The sequence below is a fragment of the Streptomyces sp. NPDC015346 genome, from assembly GCF_043078785.1.
Classification (GTDB): Bacteria; Actinomycetota; Actinomycetes; order Streptomycetales; family Streptomycetaceae; genus Streptomyces.
In genome coordinates, this window is the sequence record NZ_JBIBTW010000009.1 from 62482 (window position 1) to 81600 (window position 19119).

The window sequence follows — 19119 nt, forward strand, 5'->3', positions numbered from 1 at the left end:
TGACGCCCTGCACATCACGGACCGGCCTGGTCGGGGTGGTCCGCGATGTCGTGCGCCCATCATAGGAATGAGGGTCCTCCTGTGTGACGCACCAGGGGTGGTGAATCCGGGTCCACTCCGGGTTCACCGGTTGTTTCGCCCGAATTGAGAAGGTCCAGGCCAGGGTCGGGGCCGGGCCGACCCTGGGTTTGGGCCGGAACCTCGCCGCGTACTGGCCCTTCTCCTCCCCTTCTAGTCCTTCTAGTCCTTCGCGGGTGACCGGGGCGGGCTGACGGTCGTGCGGGGCGAACGCCTCTGTGAGGACGTCCGGACGATCAGTTCGGTCGGTATCACCTGCTCGACCGGTCCGTCGGTGTCGACCCCCTCGATGGCGTCGATGAGGAGCTGGACGACGGCCGTGCCGATCCGGCGCGGCTTCAGCGAGAGTGTCGTGATCGGTGGTTCGGTGTTGGCGTAGACGGTCGATTCGCTGCAGCAGACCAGCAGCAGATCGTCCGGGACGCGCAGTCCGTAGCGGCGGGCCGCCGCCAGCAGATCGGTCCCGTTGGGGTCGAAGAGTCCGTACACGGCGTCGGGTCGGTCGGGGCGGGCGAGCAGCCGGTCGGCCGCGACGGCGCCCGCGCACGGATCGTGCGCCGGATAGGCCTCGTAGACGGGGTCCTGTCCGACCCGCTCGCACCAGTTGAGGTACGCGGTGGTGGACAGGCGGGTGTAGGTGTCCGTGGTGGTGCCGGTGAGGAGGCCGATCCGGCGGGCGCCGGCGTCGGCGAGATGGTCGAGGAGGTCGAGTACGGCGGCTTCGTGGTCGTTGTCGACCCAGGCGGTCACCGGGAGGGTGCCGGCGGGGCGTCCGTCGGAGACGACGGGCAGACCCTGGCGGACGAGTTCGGTGACGACCGGGTCGTGGTCGGAGGGGTCGATGACGACGGTGCCGTCGAGGGCGACGTTCGACCAGACGTCATGGCGGGAGGTGGCGGGGAGGATGACCAGGGCATAGCCGCGTGCGAGTGCGGCCGATGTGGCGGCTCTGGCCATCTCCGCGAAGTACGCGAATTCGGTGAAGGTGAAAGGTTCATCCCCGTAGGTCGTCACGGTCAGGCCGATGAGGCCCGACTTGCCGGTACGGAGCGTGCGGGCCGCTGCGGATGGGCGATAGCCCAGCCGGTCTGCGACCTCGCGGACGTGGCGGCGGGTGGCGTCCGGGAGCCGGCCCTTGCCGTTGAGCGCGTCGGAGACAGTCGTGATGGAGACCCCGGCTGCGGCGGCCACGTCCCGGATGCCCGCTCGTCCCTGCCGGCTTCCCCGGGTCTGTGCCCGGCTCACCTGGTGCTTCCCTGCTGCTGTCATGGCGAGCCGATAGTAGGGCGAGGGCGGGTGGTCGGGCCGGTCGCATATGCACGCGTTGACAGGCACGTTTCTGCATGGTCGGTCGCGGTCAAACCCCTTGGAAAGCAAGGGAGTTAAGGGCGTTCGCGTGTGATCTTGGGTTGTCGACACGTGTGCGCCTGCCAAGGCGACGAGGTCTCGAAGAGGTCTCAACTCACCTCTACGGGGGATGCGCGCCACGGCGCCCGCCACCGGCGCACGCCACCCGAGCCCGCGCTCCCCCTCTTGTCCACAGCTTGTCCCACCTGTTGTCCACAGCCCATTCGCAGCGGAGGCGAATCCTCATAAGGTGAGGAGTATTGGTGGTACGGACGGTCGAGGAGGACCACAGTGAGCGCAGTGAGCGAGACCGGCGGAGCAGGCGGGACCGGCGGGGCGAGCGCGGGCGGCCCGAAGCTGCGCGCGGTGCTGGACGGCATCCCCACCTACAAGCCGGGCAAGCCCGCCGCCGCGGGCGGTCCGGTCGCCTTCAAGCTCTCCTCCAACGAGAACCCGTATCCGCCGCTGCCGGGTGTCATGGAGAGCGCGCTGGCCGCGGCCGCGTCCTTCAACCGTTACCCGGACATGGGCTGCACGGGGCTGATGGCGGAGCTTGCGGACCGCTTCGACGTCCCGCTCTCGCACCTGGCCACGGGCACCGGCTCGGTCGGTGTCGCGCAGTCGCTGATCCAGTCGACGGCGGGCCCGGGCGACGAGGTGATGTACGCCTGGCGTTCCTTCGAGGCGTACCCGATCATCACGCAGATCAGCGGGGCGACGTCGGTGCAGGTGCCGCTGACCGACGGTGAGGTGCACGACCTCGACGCGATGGCGGCGGCGATCACCGACCGCACCCGGCTGATCTTCGTCTGCAACCCGAACAACCCCACCGGTACGGCGGTGCGCCGGGCCGAGCTGGAGCGCTTCCTGGACCGGGTGCCCTCGGACGTCCTGGTGGTGATCGACGAGGCGTACCGCGAGTTCGTCCGTGACACCGACATCCCGGACGGCATCGAGCTCTACCGTGACCGCCCGAACGTGGCCGTGCTGCGTACGTTCTCCAAGGCGTACGGCCTCGCGGGGCTGCGGGTCGGGTTCGCGATCGCCCATGAGCCGGTGGCGGCGGCGCTGCGCAAGACGGCGGTGCCGTTCGGGGTGAGCCAGCTGGCGCAGGACGCGGCGGTGGCGTCGCTGCGGGCCGAGGACGAGCTGCTCGGGCGGGTCGGTTCCCTGGTGGGGGAGCGCGAGCGGGTCCACGCGGGGCTTGTGGCCCAGGGCTGGACCGTGCCGGACACCCAGGCGAACTTCGTCTGGCTGCGGCTCGGCGAGCGGACGGTGGACTTCGCGGCGGAGTGCGAGCGGCACGGCGTGGTGGTGCGTCCGTTCGCGGGCGAGGGCGTGCGCGTCACGATCGGTGAGTGCGAGGCCAACGACCTGTTCCTGAAGGCGGCGGAGGGCTTCCGCAAGGAGGGTTGAGGGCGCCCCCTGGTCACCTGGCCGCCTAGTCCACCGGCTCCACGCGGATCGGGTCGCCGTCGCGGACGGTGGCCAGGACGCGGGGGTCCGCGTCCAGTGCGCCCAGGAGGTTGCAGGGAGAGGCGAGCCGGCATTCGTCGCCCCGGGATATGGGGGTGGGGCCGTAGGGGAGGGCGAGCGCGTCGCCCTCGGTCCAGAAGGCGACGGTGCCCGGCTCGACCACCTGCCGTGCGTCGGCTTCGACGGCGGCGGAGACAGGTGTGTCGAAATACACTTCCTCGCCCCAGGTGCGGGCGGTGGAGGAGATCGGGAGAGCCCCCATGAGCGCCTTGCTCGTGGGGGTTTCCTCAAGAGTGGCCGTGGTGTGCCCGGCCGGCCAGGAGATACGGATCCGAAGGGTCATACCCCAGATTCAACAATATGTTGAAGGTCTGGGGAAGAGGTGACCTTCGAGTAGGGGTACCCCGGTCTTACGTACGGATTTCGTATGAGCCATAATGCTTGTGAATGTGAACGCGTTCACAAGCGTGTCACAGTTCATCCCGGGATGGGTGGGATTAAAGGGGCAGGCTGCCCCCTGTGACCACGGCGATGTAAGGAGAAGACGACGTGGACCTCGCTCTGGCGCCAGAGACTCTGGCGCGCTGGCAGTTCGGCATCACCACCGTCTACCACTTTCTCTTCGTTCCTCTGACGATCTCCCTCGCCGCGCTCACCGCCGGTCTGCAGACGGCATGGGTACGTACGGGGAAGGAGAAGTACCTCAGGGCGACGAAGTTCTGGGGCAAGCTCTTCCTGATCAACATCGCCATGGGTGTGGTCACAGGCATCGTGCAGGAGTTCCAGTTCGGCATGAACTGGTCCGACTACTCGCGCTTCGTCGGCGACGTCTTCGGCGCCCCGCTCGCCTTCGAGGCGCTGATCGCCTTCTTCTTCGAGTCGACCTTCATCGGCCTGTGGATCTTCGGCTGGGACAAGCTGCCGAAGAAGATCCACCTGGCCTGCATGTGGATGGTCTCGATCGGCACGATCCTCTCCGCGTACTTCATCCTGGCGGCCAACTCCTGGATGCAGCACCCGGTCGGCTACCGGATCAACGAGGAGCGGGGCCGGGCCGAGCTCACCGACTTCTGGCTGGTGCTCACCCAGAACACCGCCCTCACCCAGTTCTTCCACACCATGACGGCCGCCTTCCTGGTCGGCGGCGCGTTCATGGTGGGCATCTCGGCCTTCCACCTGGCGCGCAAGAAGCACGTCCCGGTGATGCGGACCTCGCTGCGGCTGGGTCTGATCACCCTGATCATCGCGGGACTCGGCACGGCGATCAGCGGTGACCTGCTCGGCAAGGTCATGTTCAAGCAGCAGCCGATGAAGATGGCCGCCGCCGAGGCGCTGTGGGACGGCGAAGCACCCGCACCCTTCTCGATCTTCGCCTACGGCGACGTCGAGAAGGGCCACAACAAGGTCGCCGTCGAGATCCCCGGCGTGCTGTCCTTCCTCGCGAACGGCGACTTCACCTCGCACGTGCCGGGCATCAACGACGTCAACAAGGCCGAGCAGGAGAAGTTCGGCCCCGGCGACTACCGGCCGAACATCCCCGTCGCCTACTGGGGCTTCCGCTGGATGATCGGCTTCGGCATGGCCTCGCTGACCCTCGGCATGCTCGGTCTCTGGCTGACCCGGAAGAGGTTCCTGCTGCCGCCGGGGATGCGGACCGGTGAGGACGAGGTGCCGAACCTGGTCCTGTTCCGGCGGAAGGCGCTCAGCCCCCGCCTGACGAAGTGGTACTGGCTCGTCGCCCTCTGGACCATGCTCTTCCCGCTGATCGCCAACTCCTGGGGCTGGATCTTCACCGAGATGGGCCGCCAGCCCTGGGTCGTCTACGGCGTGCTGCGCACCCGGGACGCGGTCTCCCCCGGCGTCTCCACGGGCGAGGTCCTCACCTCGATGATCGTCTTCACCCTGCTCTACGCCGTGCTCGCCGTGATCGAGGTCAGGCTCCTGGTCAAGTACGTCAAGGCCGGACCGCCCGAGCTCAGCGAGGACGACCTCAACCCGCCCACCAAGATCGGCGGGGAACACCGTGACCCCGACCGGCCCATGGCCTTCTCGTACTGAGGCTCAGGAGATCGAGGCATGGAACTCCACAACGTCTGGTTCGTACTCATCGCCGTCCTCTGGATCGGCTACTTCTTCCTCGAAGGGTTCGACTTCGGGATCGGCGTCCTGACCAAGCTGCTCGCGCGCGACCGCGCCGAGAAGCGGGTCCTGATCAACACCATCGGCCCCGTCTGGGACGGCAACGAGGTCTGGCTGCTGACGGCCGCCGGCGCGACCTTCGCCGCGTTCCCCGACTGGTACGCGACCCTCTTCTCCGGCTTCTACCTGCCGCTGCTGCTCATCCTGGTCTGCCTCATCGTGCGCGGTGTGGCCTTCGAGTACCGGGCGAAGCGGCCGGAGGAGAACTGGCAGCGCAACTGGGAACAGGCCATCTTCTGGACCTCCCTGATCCCCGCGGTGCTGTGGGGCGTCGCCTTCGGCAACATCGTGCGCGGAGTCGCGATCGACGCGGACAAGGAGTACGTGGGCACCTTCGGGGACCTGCTCAACCCGTACGCGATCCTCGGCGGCCTCGTCACGCTCGCGCTCTTCACCTTCCACGGGGCGGTCTTCGCCGCGCTCAAGACGGTGGGGGACATCCGGGTACGGGCCCGGGCGCTCGCCCTGAAGCTCGGACCGGTCACGGTTGTCCTCGCCCTCGGGTTCCTGACCTGGACCCAGGCCGACAAGGGCGACGTCTGGAGCCTGGCCGCCATGCTCGTCGCCGTGGTGGCGCTCGGCGCCGCCATCGGCGCGATCAGGCTCGGGCGCGAGGGCTGGTCGTTCGCGCTGTCGGGCGTCACCATCGCGGCGGCGTTCGCGATGCTGTTCCTGACGCTCTTCCCGAACGTCATGCCGTCCTCGCTCGACCCCGCGTGGAGCCTGACCGTGACGAACGCGTCGTCGAGCCCGTACACGCTGAAGATCATGACCTGGTTGGCGGCGATCGCCACTCCTCTGGTGCTGCTCTACCAGGGTTGGACCTACTGGGTGTTCCGCAAGCGGATCGGCACGCAGCACATCGCCGACGCCGCTCACTAGTGGGGGATGTTTCACGTGAAACCGATCGACCCGCGCCTGCTCCGGTACGCCCGAGCCACCCGCCTCTTCCTCGCGGCCGTGGTGGTGCTCGGCCTGGCCGGGGCGGCGCTGGTCGTCGCCCAGGCGATGCTCATCGCCGAGGTGGTGGTGGGGGCCTTCCAGAAAGGCCTCCCCGTCTCCGACCTGCGTACGCCCCTGTTCCTGCTCGCGGGTGTCGCGGTGGGGCGCGGCCTTGTCTCCTGGCTGACCGAGCTGGCCGCCCACCGGGCGGGCGCGGCGGTCAAGTCCGAGCTGCGGGGGCGGCTGCTCCAGCAGGCGGCGGCGCTGGGGCCGGGGTGGCTCGGCGGACAGCGGGCCGGCTCGCTGGTCGCCCTCGCGACGCGCGGCGTGGACGCGCTGGACGACTACTTCTCGCGCTATCTGCCGCAGCTGGGGCTCGCGGTGGTGGTGCCGGTGGCGGTCCTGGCGCGGATCGTCACCGAGGACTGGATTTCGGCCGCCGTCATCGTGGTCACGCTGCCGCTCATTCCGCTCTTCATGATCCTCATCGGCTGGTACACCCAGGCCCGCATGGACCGTCAGTGGAAGCTGCTGTCCCGGCTGTCCGGCCACTTCCTGGACGTGGTGGCCGGGCTGCCCACGCTGAAGGTGTTCGGACGGGCGAAGGCGCAGGCCGAGTCGATCCGGTCGATCACGGCGGAGTACCGGCGGGCGACGATGAAGACGCTGCGCATCGCGTTCCTCTCGTCGTTCGCCCTGGAACTGCTCTCCACGCTGTCGGTCGCGCTGGTCGCGGTCGGTATCGGTATGCGGCTTGTCCACGGCGACCTGGACCTGTACACGGGTCTGGTCATCCTGATCCTGGCTCCCGAGGCCTACCTTCCGATCCGGCAGGTCGGGGCGCAGTACCACGCGGCGGCGGAGGGGCTGGCCGCGGCGGAGGAGATCTTCCAGGTGCTGGAGACCCCGGCGGTGGACGGGCGCGGGGCGGTCGTGCCCCCGTCCGCGCGCATCGAGCTGGAGAACGTGACCGTTCGTCACGACGGCCGGAGCGAAGCATCGCTGGACGCGGTCTCGCTGGTCGTGGAGCCGGGCGAGACGGTGGCCCTGGTGGGACCGAGCGGTGTCGGCAAGTCCACCCTGCTCGACGTGGTGCTCGGATTCGCCACTCCGGAGACGGGCTCCTCCGTCCGGGTCGGGGGCGTGGAGCTCGGTGAGCTGGACATGGCGGAGTGGCGCTCCCGGATCGCCTGGGTGCCGCAGCGGCCCTACCTCTTCGCCGGCACCATCGCCGAGAACGTCCGCCTGGCTCGGCCGGACGCCTCCGACGAGGCGGTACGGGAGGCCCTGCGGGACGCCGGGGCGGACGGGTTCGTCGCGGAGCTTCCGGACGGGGCCGACACGATGCTGGGGGAGGACGGCGCCGGCCTGTCGGCGGGGCAGCGCCAGCGACTCTCCCTGGCCCGCGCCTTCCTGGCCGATCGGCCGCTGCTGCTTCTGGACGAGCCGACGGCCGCGCTCGACGGCGCCACGGAGGCGGCCGTCGTCGACGCGGTGCGCCGGCTCGCGGCCGGCCGCACGGTCCTTCTGGTGGTTCACCGCCCGGCGTTGCTCTCGGTCGCGGACCGCGTGGTGGAGCTGCGGCGCCCGGAGCGGGCGACCGGGACGGCGCCGGAGGCGGGGGACGGTGTCACACCGCCGACGGCTGCCGGGCGGTCGAGGGCTGCCGGGCCGTCGGCCTCTGCCACGCTGTCGGCCTCAGCTGTGCCGTCGGTCACCGCCCCGCCTTCCGTGGTCCCGACGTCCGACGACGCACCGATGGCCTCCGGCACGCCGACCGGTGCCGGACGGTCGGTCCTCCGGCGCGTCCGCGCGATGGCGGGCGAGTTGAAGGGCCGGATGGGGCTCGCGCTGCTGCTCGGAAGTCTGGCCCTGGGCTCCGCCGTGGGGCTCATGGCCGTGTCCGGGTGGCTCATCTCCAGGGCCTCCGAGCAGCCCCCGGTGCTGTATCTGATGATGGCCGTCACCGCCACGCGGGCGTTCGGCATCGGCCGGGCCGTGTTCCGGTACGCCGAGCGGATCGTGTCCCACGACGCCGTCCTGCGGATGCTCGCGGAGCTCCGCGTCTCCGTGTACCGGCGGCTTGAGCGCATCGCCCCCGCCGGGCTGCGCCGCACCCGCCGCGGCGACCTGCTCTCCCGGCTCGTCCAGGACGTCGACGCCCTGCAGGACTACTGGCTGCGCTGGCTGCTTCCCGCGGGCGCCGCGCTTGTGGTGGGAGCGGGCTCGGTCGGGTTCACCGCCTGGCTGCTGCCCGAGGCCGGGGCGGTGCTCGCCATCGGCCTGCTGGCCGCCGGGGTGGCCGTACCGCTGGTCAGTGGCGCCCTCGCCCGCCGGGCCGAGCGCCGACTCGCGCCCGCCCGCGGCGCGCTCGCCACCGCGGTCGTCGACCTGCTGCGCGGCTGCGCCGAACTGACCGTGGCGGGGGCGTTGAGGGACCGTGTCGAGCGGACCAGGGTCGCCGACCGGTCGCTCACCTCCATCGCCTCACGCCAGGCCGCCGCCACCGCGCTCGGGGCCGGCCTCTCCGCGCTCGTCTGCGGCCTGACGGTCGTCGCCGCCGCGCTCGTCGGCGTCCAGGCGGTTCGCGACGGGCGGCTCGACGGGGTGACGCTGGCGGTCGTCGTCCTCACCCCGCTCGCCGCCTTCGAGGCCGTCACCGGACTCCCTCTCGCCGTGCAGTACCGCCAGCGCGTCAGGCGCAGTGCCGAGCGCGTGTTCGAGGTGCTCGACGCGCCCGTGCCCGTACACGAGCCGGAACACGCCGCCGCGCCTCCGCGCAGTCCGTTCCCGCTGGAGGTCACCGACCTCTCCGCCCGTCACGCCGGACAGGAGCGGGACGCGCTCGGCGGCTTCACGCTCACCCTGGAGGCCGGGCGGCGGGTCGCCGTCGTCGGTGCCTCCGGGTCCGGGAAGACCACGCTCGCCCAGGTGCTGCTCCGTTTCCTGGACGCCGACGCCGGTTCGTACCGGCTCGGCGGGGTGGAGGCGGCGGCGCTCGACGGCGACGACGTCCGTCGCCTCGTCGGACTCTGCGCCCAGGACGCGCACATTTTCGACAGCACCCTCCGCGAGAACCTGCGGCTGGCCCGTACCGGTGCGAGCGACGAGGAGCTGCGCGCCGCGCTCGGCCGGGCCCGTCTCCTCGACTGGGTGGAGAGCCTGCCGGACGGTCTCGACACCCTGGTGGGCGAGCACGGGTCGCGTCTCTCGGGGGGCCAGCGCCAGCGCCTCGCCCTCGCCCGCGCGCTGCTCGCCGACTTCCCCGTCCTCGTCCTGGACGAGCCGGCCGAACACCTCGACCTGGTCACGGCGGACGCGCTCACCGACGACCTGCTGCGGGCCACCGAGGGCCGCACCACCGTCCTGATCACCCACCGTCTGCGCGGCCTCGACGCCGTCGACGAGGTGGTGGTCCTGGACGAGGGCCGGACCGTGCAGCGGGGTCCGTACGCGGCGCTGGCGGAGGCCGACGGGCCCCTGCGCCGGATGCTGCTGCGGGAGCGGGAGAGCGACCTGCTGCTCGCCCCGGGCGGGGTCGGTCACGGAAACCCGACTTTTCTTGCCAAATAGGACTTACTAGGCTCGCGTGCATGACCGCCGCCGTGCCCGACGACCCGGACCCGCTGGAGACCAGGCCGCTGGAATCCGACCCGCTCGAAGCCGCGGCCCGGGCCACCCGCGGCCTCCAGGGGTTGTCCACCGAGCTCACCGCGCGCGTGCCGCAGCTCCTGGAGGCCATGCGCTCGGTGGGCACGGGCCTCGAACTGCACTCCACCCTCGACCGCATCTGCCGGACCGCCGCCGAACTCGCCGACGCCCGCTACGCCGCCATCGGCGTCGTCGACGAGGAGGGCGACGGGCTCTGCGACTTCGTCACCCACGGCGTCGGCGAGGACGTGGCCCGCCGGATCGGCCGGCGCCCCGACGGGCATGCGGGGCTGCTCGGCGCACTGATCCGCGACCCCGCGACGATCCGGCTCGCCGATCTGTCCGCCGACCCGCGGGCCGCCGGCTTCCCGGCCGGACACCCTCCGATGCGCAGCTTCCTCGGCATGCCCGTCCGGGTCCAGGGAGAGATCTTCGGCAACCTCTACCTGGCCGAGAAGAAGGGTGGCGAGTTCACCGACGACGACGTCCACATGGTGCGCGTCCTCGCGACCGAGGCGGGGATCGCCATCGGCAACGCCCGCCTCTACGAAGCCGCCCGCCGGCGCGAGCGCTGGATCGACGGATCCGTCGCCGTCACCACGGCCCTGCTCGCCGGGGGCGACGCGGACGAAGCGCTCACGGTCGTGGCCGAGCAGGCCCGCCGGCTCGCCGACGCGGCCGCCGGGATCGTCCTCCTGCCCGCCGAGGACGGCGGCCTGGAGATCGTCGCCGTCGCCTCGGAGCGGGCGACCACGTCGCTGGGCGTGGTGATCCCCTCGAAGAACCCGGTGGTGGAGCGGCTGCTCGACGGCGAGGCGGTGTTCCTCGACGACGCCTCCACGGACCCGCGCATGTTCAGCCGGCTCGCGGCGCCGTACGGGCCCAGCATGCTGCTGCCGCTGCAGAGCGGAGGGAAGGTGCTCGGCGCGCTCGCCGCCCCCCGCGCGAAGGGCGCTCGGCCGTTCACCGAGACCGAGCGGACCCTGGCCACACAGTTCGCCTCCCAGGCCGCGCTCGCGCTGATGATGGCCGACGCGCAGCGGGACCGGGAGCGCCTCGCCGTCTACGAGGACCGTGACCGGATCGCCCGTGACCTGCACGACCTGGTGATCCAGCGGCTGTTCGCCACCGGGATGATGCTGGAGAGCGCCCAGCGGAAGTCGGTCGTGCCGGCCGTGCGCGACGGGGTCGGCAAGGCGGTGGACGAACTCGACGTGACCATCCAGGAGATCCGTACCGCCATCTTCGCGCTCCAGCAGGGACCGGCCGAGGCCCCGTCCGGGCTGCGCACCCGGATTCTGCGGGAGATCAACATGGCGGCCGTGCCGCTCGGCTTCAAGCCCGCGCACCGCTTCCTCGGCGCGATCGACTCGACGGTCGGCGACCTCACCGGCAAGAACCTCATCGCCGCTCTGCGGGAAGCGCTGTCCAATGCCTTCCGCCATGCGGAGGCGAGCCGGATCGAGGTCGTCGTCGACGCCGGGGCGGAGCTGCCGGACGGCACCGCCGGCGTCCGGCTCTCGGTCGCCGACGACGGCGTGGGCATTCCGGAGGGCGGGCGGCGCAGCGGACTGCGCAACCTGGCCCGACGCGCGGAGTCGCTGGGCGGGTCGAGCTGGTGCGGCCCGGGCATCGGCGAGGACGGCGGCGGTACGACGGTGGTGTGGGAGGCACCGCTGTAGCCCGCGGGGGTCCCGGGTCCGGACCGGCCTGCCCGGGCCTACCCTCCAGGACCGGCCTTGACCGGCCCTGACCCGCCCTGACCCGGGCCGGGCAGGCCTTGGCTCAGAGGGTGCCGGCGAGGATCCGTTCGATGACCACGGCCACACCGTCCTCATTGTTCGCGACCGTACGTCCTGAGGCGGCGGCGATCACGTCCGGGTGGGCGTTGCCCATCGCGTACGAGCGGCCGGCCCAGGTCAGCATCTCGATGTCGTTGGGCATGTCCCCGAAGGCGACGACCTCGTCCGCCGAGATACCGCGCTCGGCGCAGCACAGGGCCAGGGTGGACGCCTTGGAGACGCCGAGGCCGCTGATCTCCAGGAGCGCCGTGGGGCTGGACCGGGTGAGGGACGCCAGTGCGCCGGCGGCCGTACGGGCCGTGGCCAGGAAGGTGTCGGGGTCGAGCCCCGGGTGCTGGGCGAGGAGCTTGAGCACGGGGGCGGCGGCGCCGGGCTCCTCCTCGAAGAGGAGCTTCTCGGCCGTGGCGACGGTCGCGCCGGGGTCGAGGTAGAAGGGCGGGTACTCCGGCTCGTAGTGGATGCCGGTGGTGAGCTCGACCGCGAAGGAGGTGCCGGGGGCCGCCGCGCGCAGTGTCCGTACGACGTCGAGGGCGACGCTCCGGTCCAGCGGACGCACCTCCAGGAACGTGCCGCCCGCGTGCAGGTCCACGACGGCCGCTCCGTTGGCGCAGATCGCGAGGCCGTGGCCGTGGACGTGGTCGGCGACCACGTCCATCCAGCGGGCCGGGCGGCCGGTGACGAAGAAGACCTCGACACCGGCCCGCTCGGCGGCGGCGAGCGCCGCGACCGTGCGCTCCGAGACGGACTTGTCGTCGCGCAGCAACGTGCCGTCGAGGTCGGTGGCGATCAGCCGGGGGGCCGGGGCGGCGGGGCGCGGAGCGTGGGGTGAGGTCACCGATCCATTCTTCCGTACAAGATGCACGGGCGTGCGAGGGGGCGCACATCTGAGAGCGCCTTTTCCGGCCTCCGCGGTGTCCGGTTCGGGGTGACCACGGCGTGCGTGAAGGACGAGACGGCACCGAAGGCCGATGTCTTCGATGCCGTCCGAGATCCTGGAAGGGGCGCCTCGGGCACCCTCGTCCCGCGCCGCCGGTCGACGCCATGGCGTCGAGGCGGATGTCAGCCCCAGATCATGTCGCCCGGCACAGGGGTGCCGGCAACCACGGATTCCGCGGTGTCGCCGGACACGGTGAACGCCGGGGTCAGGAGGGCGAAGGCCGTCAGGAGAACCGCGGCCCAGCGAGCGGGACGAAAGCGCAGCAATGGATGAATCCCTTCCGAAGTCGGTGAGTTGTTCCTTCTGTGCGACAAAGCTTCGCCAAGCAGGAAGACGTTCGGAAGAGAGATCCGGTGGACGGAACGGGCCCTGGACCGAAGCGGTCAGCGGGCGGTGTCTCAGGGCTCAGTCCATGAGGCCGTCGAGGGCTTCGAGGTCGTCGAGGCCGTCGAGGCCGTACGGGGCGAGCAGCGGCGCCTCGGAGCGTCCGACCAGCCATCCGGGCAGCGGACCGATCTCGTCCACCGCGCGTCCGCACAGTCTCGCCGCCGTCTCCTCCGCATCACGGAGGCGGTCGGCCAGCAGGTAGACGCCCACCGTCACCCCATGTCCCGGATGGGGGTGGACGACCACGTGTTCCACGCCGTCGTCGGCGTGCGCCAGGGCACGAAGGAGATCCGCGAGGTTCTGAGGGATACACAACTCCGCCTTCCTGTTAAGGAGTTCGGTGTGAACGAGATACACGCCTCGCATTTTCCCAAAAGGGCGAACAAGGGAGAAGAGCACCAGAAGTCCCATTCCGGCAATGGCCGGTACAGTCCACGCCTCCTCCTGTAGAAATTCGGCCACACGTGTGATGATGGAGCGTCTTTACGGCGAGACCTCCGGGGGGAGATGTTTCCGTGCTCAAGTCGCTTGGTCTCGATTCCATTGCCGAGGCTGTCTACCGGGGACTCCTGGCGCAGCCGCGTGACGGCGTGACGGATCTCGCCGAGCGACTGGCGCTCACGCCCGAGCAGGTCCGCCACGGGCTGGACACCCTGAGTGAACTGGCCCTGCTGAGACCCTCCTACGACCGGGAGGGCGAGCTGTGGCCCGTATCGCCCGAGGTCGGCCTCCAAGTGCTGATGGCACGTCAGCAGGCCGAACTCGCGGCGCATCAGAAACGGCTGGAGGACTCGAGGGCGGCCGCGGCCCGGCTGATCGCGGAGTACGCGGAGGCACGGCCGACCGACAACGGGCCGCACAGCGAGCGCCTGACCGGGATCGACCAGATCCGCGACAGGCTCGCGGCACTCACCCGGGACACGCGGGAGGAGGTCATGACCTTCGCCCCGGACGGGCCCCAGCGGCCGGAGCACATCGAGGCCGCGAAGCCGCTCAACCAGGAGCTGTTGGAGCGCGGTGTCCGGATGCGGACGGTCTACCTCAACAGCGCCAGCAACAGCCCGCACACCCTCCAGTACGTGAGCTGGCTGTCCCAGCTGGGCGGCGAGGTGCGCACCGTGCCGACGCTGCCGACCCGGATGATCGTCGTCGACCGCAAGGCCGCCGTCATCCCCGTGAACAGCGACAACAGCGCCGAGGGCGCCGTCGTGCTGACCGGCCAGGGCACCCTGACCGCGCTGTGCGCGCTCTTCGACAGCGTCTGGAACGGCGCCCGGCCGCTGAACGAGGAGAGCAGGGCCGACGACCAGGGGCTCACCGACCAGCAGTCCATGGTCGTGGTCCTGCTCGCCGAGGGCCACACGGACGAGACCATCGCCAAGCGGCTCGGGGTGTCGCCGCGTACCGCACGGCGGCTGGCCTCCGAGCTGATGACCCGGCTCGGGGCGCGCAGCCGGTTCGAGGCGGGCGTTCGAGCGGTGCAGAACGGCTGGCTCTCGGAGCACCGCTGAACCGTCGTGCGCGGCTCAACCGTCGTGCACCGCTGAACCGCCGTGCGCGGCTGAACCGTCGTGCGCGCCGCGGACAGCGCGCTAACGGCCCCTCTCTCGCCGTGACCCCCGCGGCCACGGCATGTCGGCACCGGCCCCCGGATGTCCCCTTGTGTCCAGGGCCCCAATGTGCCACCGGAGTTGTCTTCCGGTCCGTGCTCCGATCATGAAGATTGGCCCCGTACCGCCGGAGTGGACCGGAACCAGCGCAGACGGGGAGTCGACATGGTGCGTGCCGGGATCTTCGTCCGGAACCAGCTCGCCCTGCTGGGCATCCGCTATCTGCTCGACGCGGAGGCCGACATCCAGGTCGCCTTCGCCACGAGCACACCCTTCGCGGTGGCGGCCGGCACGGTCGACTGCCTGGTCCTCGACCTGGCCCTGCTCGACGAGCTGCCCGAGCCTCCGCTCGGGACGCTCGGCGTGCCCGCCGCCCGGACGGTCCTGCTGACGGCCGACGGGACCCCCGACGGGACCGCTGCCGACCGGGCCATGGGCCCGGACCGGATGGGCGGGACGCATCCGTTCGATGACGCGCCCCTGCTGCTGGTCGACGCCATCCGGCGGGTAGCCGGCCAGGGATCGGATCCGGCCGGTGCCGTGACCGTCGCCCGTCAGGGTGTCGCCACGCTCTCCCCGCGGGAGCGCGAGGTGCTCCGGCACCTCGTCGAGGGCTGCACCCACGACCAGGCGGCCCGGCGGATCGGCATCAGCCAGCACACGGTCGACACGTACGTGAAGCGCATCCGCTCCAAGCTCGGCGCGCACAACAAGGCGCAGTTGGTCCGCGCCGCCCTGACCGCCCCGCGCACTCACTCCGCGCACACCGAATCACGACAACGACAGCAGGTGGAGACATGACGTACGAAGGCATCGGCACCCATCTCGTGGTGCGCGATCACGAACTGCGGTACTCGCTCTGGCCCGCCGACCGCGAGCTGCCGGCCGGCTGGGAGCCGGACGGGTTCCGCGGCGACCGGCAGGAGTGCCTCGACCACATCGAGCGGGTGTGGACGGACATGAGGCCGCTCAGCGCCCGGTCCCCGCGGCCCGCGGCGGCCCCGAACTGAAGGCGGCCGCCGAGGGACGGCTCCGGGAGTAGGCGGTGAAGGCCAGCGACCCGCCGCCGATCACCGCGACCGCGGCCGCACAACCCGCACCCGGCTCCAGGTCGGCCAGCACGAAGTCCTCGGCCGGCCCGGCCGCCGGACCTCCCAGGAACAGCACCCTCGGGTCCTCCTCCGGAGCCGACACCCCGACCTCGGACAACGGCACCCGCAGCCCCTGGCCCGTCGCCTTGAGCACGGCCTCCTTCCGGGTCCACATCCGGTGGAAGCCGCTCGCGGTGGCGTGGGCCGGGGTCCGGGGTTCCGTCGGCCCCATGACATGGGGGAGCAACTCCGCGGGCGACACCGACGTGCTGATCTCCTCCACGTCGATCCCGACCGCACCTGCCCGGGTGACGGCGACCGCCACCCGGCCGCCCGAGTGTGACACCGACACCTGGAGCCCGGTGCCCGGCAGTTCGGGCTTGCCGTGGTTCCTGGTGCAGTCGGGGCAGTGGGCGACCACCTCGAGGCGTGCTGGCGGAAGGCCGAGATAGCCGCCGGCGGCCGTACGCAGCAGGGCCCGGCCGGCGATGAACCGCCGGCGGTCCTCCGTCCTGCGCAGCTGCGGGATCCGCTCCTGTTCGGCCCCGACGAGCAGGGCCAGGCAGTCGTCGGTGACCGTGGCCGGATCGGCCCACCAGATGTGGCAGTCGGCCGGACCGAGCACCGGGACCGCCGGGGGTGCGTCAAGCAGCACGTGCTCTCCCTGTTGTCGAGGGCAGCGCCTTCTTGACGCGCTCCACCATGGAGCTGAACGAGGCGTCGACCACCAGGTCGCCGCTTCTCACCTCGACACCGAAGGCATCGGCCGCCTGCGCGCTGACCTGGACCGCGAGCAGGGAGCGGCCGCCGACGGCGAAGAAGTCCGTGTCGTCCTCGACGTGGTCCACGGCGAGCGCCCTGCACCAGATCTCTGCGAGCCGGCCACGTACGGCATCGAGCCCGAGGTCATCCTTCACCGCATTGCCTTCCACTGCCGGGACGGGGAGGTACCGCATGTACCGATCGGCCTCCCATGCTCACGGCAGGACGGCGCGAACACACGCCCCCGAAAGCCGTGACACCTGTTTCGGGGACATCGCGAACAGCAGCCTTTGGACGGAATTACACGCCCCCGTCATTGACCGGATCAGTCCAGGATCCCGATATTGCCCACCGGTTGGCCGCCCCTCTAACGTCACGGTCGTGATCGAATCCCAGGGCCTCTCCTAACGTAGGAATTCTCATGGCGACAACCCCCTTCAAAACCTCTCCCCTTTCCGCTCACCACGGTCTGGTGATCGAGAGCGCGGATCTTCCCCTCGCCGAACTTCCGCACGCCGAGATCTCCGATCTCTTCAAGCAGCACGGCACGCTGATGTTCCGCGGTTTCGGGGCCACCGCCGACGATTTCCGTGAACTCGTCCAGCGGTTCTCGTCGAAGCTTTTCTTCCACCAGAATCCCAACCGCGAGACGATTTCCGACGACGGCGCGGTGCTGCTGGTCGACGCGCACCGGAATCCCATTCCGGCGCACTCCGAGATGAGCTACTGCCCGCTGCACCCGGGCCTCCAGTGGTTCTACTGCGTACGGCCGGCCGACGAGGACGGCGAGACGACGGTCTACGACGGCGTCGAGGCGTACAAGCGGCTCGCCCCGGAGACCCGAGACCTGTTCGACAAGCTCCGGCTGACCTGGCGCCTTCCGTTCCCGACCGCCCCGGAGCACCAGGAGCGCGTGTTCGGCACGGCCGACCGCGCCGAGCTGGAGGCGCTGTTCGCCACGTTCGACGACTTCGAGTACGACTTCGACGACGCCGGGAACCTCAACTGGAAGTGGACCGTCTCCGCGGTCCCGCAAGCGCCCTACGTGGACGCGCCCACGCTGTGCAACAGCTACCTGGGCTCGGGCGCGATCGTCTCCTTCGAGGACGGGTCGTCCATCCCGCAGCACTGCCGCTGGGACGCGCTCGACGCCACCGAGCAGGTGCGGGTCGACCTCCAGTGGGAGGCCGGCGACATCGTCATGATCGACAACAAGCGCGTGATGCACGGCCGGCGTGGCTTCGAGGACCCGGACCGCAAGGTCGCGGCGATGCTCTCGACGCCGAACTTCTGATCAACCCCTCCCCCCCTGTCGCCCGTCGACCGCCGCTCTCACAGTTTGGATTCGCCTCCATGGCCCACGCCGTCGGCCTGCCCACGCTCACCGCCCCGACCGCTCCGCTGTCGTCCTTCTACGAAAACGCCCTGCACGCCATGGAGCTCGGAGACCCGGCCCTGTACGGGCTGCTGGACGACGAGCTCCGCCGGCAGCACGAGACCCTCGCCCTGGTCGCCTCGTGCAGCCCGGTGACCCCCGCGGCGCTGCTCGCCGAAGGGAGCTTCTTCGCTAACGTCACGGCCGAGGGGTACCCGGGCCGGAGGTTCCACGCCGGCTGTGTGAACGTCGACAAGGTCGAGGAGCTCGCGGTCGAGCGCGCCAAGCAGGCCTTCGGCGCCCGCTACGCGAACGTCCAGCCCCACTCGGCGAGCACCGCCAACCAGGTGGTCATGAACTCGCTGCTGAAGCCCGGCGATCCGATCCTGGGCCTCGACCTGGACGCCGGCGGCCACCTCAGCCACGGCGCCTCGGTCAACATCTCGGGCCGGATCTTCGACGCGCACAGCTACGGACTCGGGCCCGACGGGCTGATCGACTACGCGGAGGTCCGGGCCCAGGCCCTGCGGCACCGGCCGCGTCTGATCGTCGCGGGCACCACGGCCTACCCGCGCACGCTCGACTGGGCCGCGTTCCGCGCCATCGCCGACGAGGTGGGGGCGTACCTGCTCGCCGACATCACCCACATCGCCGGTCTGGTGGTGGCCGGGCTGCACCCGTCGCCGCTGGCCCACGCCCATGTGGTGACCACCTGCACGCACAAGCAGCTCTACGGTCCCCGCGGCGGTCTGATCCTGCTCGGCGACTCGGCCGACACCGTGCTCCCCACCGGCCGGACGCTCCGGCAGACCCTGCAGAGCGGTCTCTTCCCGCTGATCCAGGGCGCGCCCGTGGTGAACAGCATCGCCGCCAAGGCCTACGCCCTGGGGGCGGCGACCACGCCGGAGTTCACCGCCAGGATCCACCGGGTGCGCGACCTCGCTGCCGCGCTCGCCGAGCAGCTCATGGGCCAGGGCGTCCGGGTCATCTCCGGCGGCACCGACAACCACATCGTCGTGGCCGACGTCCTGACGTCGTTCGGCATCACCGGCGTCAATGCCGAGAAGGCACTCGAGCAGTGCGGCATTCTCGTCAACAAGAACCGGATCGTCGGCGACGCGCACTCCGCCATGGTGACGTCGGGCGTGCGTTTCGGCAGCAACAGCATGGCGGCCCGCGGTTTCGACCTCGCCGACGTCGCGGAGGTCGCGGACCTCGTCCACGAGGTGCTGACCGCCACGGAGAACACGTCCACCACCACGTACGCGCTCGATCCCGCGCTGCGGGCACGTGTCCAGGAGCGGATCCGCGCCATTTGCCACCGCCGGCCCGTCGCCGGCTACTGACCGCGATTTCCCGGGCGGACCGACGGCATCCCTTTTCCTGCCGTCGGTTCCGCCCCCGCGGTGCACCCGCGGGTCTGCTCCGCCCCGTCCGGGCTCCAGAACTCCACGCCGATGCG

16 protein-coding genes are annotated in these 19119 nt (G+C 70.8%); 10 read left to right on the top strand and 6 right to left on the bottom strand.

What is annotated here, in order from left to right:
* Positions 1-240: 240 nt before the first annotated feature.
* Entirely contained in the window at positions 241-1347 is a 1107-nt protein-coding gene (locus ACF06X_RS28900; protein ID WP_392290249.1) for a LacI family DNA-binding transcriptional regulator, read from the bottom strand.
* Between the two features lie 378 nt (positions 1348-1725).
* Here ACF06X_RS28900 and hisC point away from each other — a divergent pair, with 378 nt between their 5' ends.
* Entirely contained in the window at positions 1726-2841 is a 1116-nt protein-coding gene (gene hisC, locus ACF06X_RS28905) for a histidinol-phosphate transaminase (protein ID WP_392290425.1), read from the top strand.
* A 25-nt stretch (positions 2842-2866) separates the two neighbouring features.
* Here hisC and ACF06X_RS28910 read toward each other — a convergent pair whose 3' ends face one another.
* Positions 2867-3244 (bottom strand): cyclophilin-like fold protein, encoded by a 378-nt coding sequence (locus ACF06X_RS28910; protein WP_392290250.1) that lies wholly within the window; start codon positions 3242-3244, stop codon positions 2867-2869.
* Positions 3245-3450: 206 nt separating this feature from the next.
* On the opposite strand from ACF06X_RS28910, the gene ACF06X_RS28915 reads away from it, so the two are divergent.
* From ACF06X_RS28915 to ACF06X_RS28930, 4 genes are read left to right on the top strand one after another with little or no spacing between them, the layout of a single operon-like run.
* The gene (locus ACF06X_RS28915; RefSeq protein WP_392290251.1) at positions 3451-4959 is read left to right on the top strand and encodes a cytochrome ubiquinol oxidase subunit I; all 1509 of its coding nucleotides are present in this window, start codon (positions 3451-3453) and stop codon (positions 4957-4959) included.
* Between the two features lie 18 nt (positions 4960-4977).
* A complete protein-coding gene (gene cydB, locus ACF06X_RS28920; RefSeq protein ID WP_392290252.1) occupies positions 4978-5982 on the top strand; it encodes a cytochrome d ubiquinol oxidase subunit II in 1005 nt (334 codons plus the stop codon).
* A 15-nt stretch (positions 5983-5997) separates the two neighbouring features.
* Complete coding sequence (gene cydD, locus ACF06X_RS28925) at positions 5998-9615, top strand: thiol reductant ABC exporter subunit CydD (protein ID WP_392290253.1); 3618 nt, start codon at positions 5998-6000, stop codon at positions 9613-9615.
* A 20-nt stretch (positions 9616-9635) separates the two neighbouring features.
* A complete protein-coding gene (locus ACF06X_RS28930; protein ID WP_392290254.1) occupies positions 9636-11375 on the top strand; it encodes a GAF domain-containing protein in 1740 nt (579 codons plus the stop codon).
* Between the two features lie 103 nt (positions 11376-11478).
* On the opposite strand, the gene ACF06X_RS28935 is transcribed toward ACF06X_RS28930, so the two are convergent.
* Positions 11479-12330: an HAD hydrolase family protein gene (locus tag ACF06X_RS28935; protein WP_392290255.1), complete on the bottom strand. Its 852-nt coding sequence runs from the start codon at positions 12328-12330 to the stop codon at positions 11479-11481.
* A 507-nt stretch (positions 12331-12837) separates the two neighbouring features.
* The gene (locus ACF06X_RS28940) at positions 12838-13134 is read right to left on the bottom strand and encodes a hypothetical protein (protein ID WP_392290256.1); all 297 of its coding nucleotides are present in this window, start codon (positions 13132-13134) and stop codon (positions 12838-12840) included.
* A 200-nt stretch (positions 13135-13334) separates the two neighbouring features.
* On the opposite strand from ACF06X_RS28940, the gene ACF06X_RS28945 reads away from it, so the two are divergent.
* From ACF06X_RS28945 to ACF06X_RS28955, 3 genes are all read left to right on the top strand, one after another.
* Complete coding sequence (locus ACF06X_RS28945) at positions 13335-14330, top strand: LuxR C-terminal-related transcriptional regulator (protein ID WP_392290257.1); 996 nt, start codon at positions 13335-13337, stop codon at positions 14328-14330.
* A gap of 264 nt (positions 14331-14594) precedes the next feature.
* Positions 14595-15230, top strand: coding sequence for a LuxR C-terminal-related transcriptional regulator (locus tag ACF06X_RS28950; protein WP_392290258.1), 636 nt, complete (start codon positions 14595-14597; stop codon positions 15228-15230).
* Complete coding sequence (locus tag ACF06X_RS28955; RefSeq protein WP_392290259.1) at positions 15227-15439, top strand: MbtH family protein; 213 nt, start codon at positions 15227-15229, stop codon at positions 15437-15439. Before ACF06X_RS28950 ends, ACF06X_RS28955 begins: the two co-directional genes overlap by 4 nt.
* On the opposite strand, the gene ACF06X_RS28960 is transcribed toward ACF06X_RS28955, so the two are convergent.
* Both ACF06X_RS28960 and ACF06X_RS28965 read right to left on the bottom strand, forming a co-directional pair.
* A complete protein-coding gene (locus ACF06X_RS28960) occupies positions 15399-16175 on the bottom strand; it encodes a 4'-phosphopantetheinyl transferase family protein (protein WP_392290260.1) in 777 nt (258 codons plus the stop codon). The two genes, ACF06X_RS28955 and ACF06X_RS28960, sit on opposite strands and share 41 nt — an antisense overlap.
* Positions 16165-16437, bottom strand: a complete 273-nt coding sequence (locus ACF06X_RS28965) for a phosphopantetheine-binding protein (RefSeq protein WP_392290261.1) — start codon at positions 16435-16437, stop codon at positions 16165-16167. The genes ACF06X_RS28960 and ACF06X_RS28965 overlap by 11 nt, the downstream gene beginning before the upstream one ends.
* Before the next feature lie 266 nt (positions 16438-16703).
* Here ACF06X_RS28965 and ACF06X_RS28970 point away from each other — a divergent pair, with 266 nt between their 5' ends.
* A complete protein-coding gene (locus tag ACF06X_RS28970; protein ID WP_392290262.1) occupies positions 16704-17576 on the top strand; it encodes a TauD/TfdA dioxygenase family protein in 873 nt (290 codons plus the stop codon).
* A gap of 59 nt (positions 17577-17635) precedes the next feature.
* Complete coding sequence (glyA, locus tag ACF06X_RS28975) at positions 17636-19003, top strand: serine hydroxymethyltransferase (RefSeq protein WP_392290263.1); 1368 nt, start codon at positions 17636-17638, stop codon at positions 19001-19003.
* Positions 19004-19119: the final 116 nt, after the last annotated feature.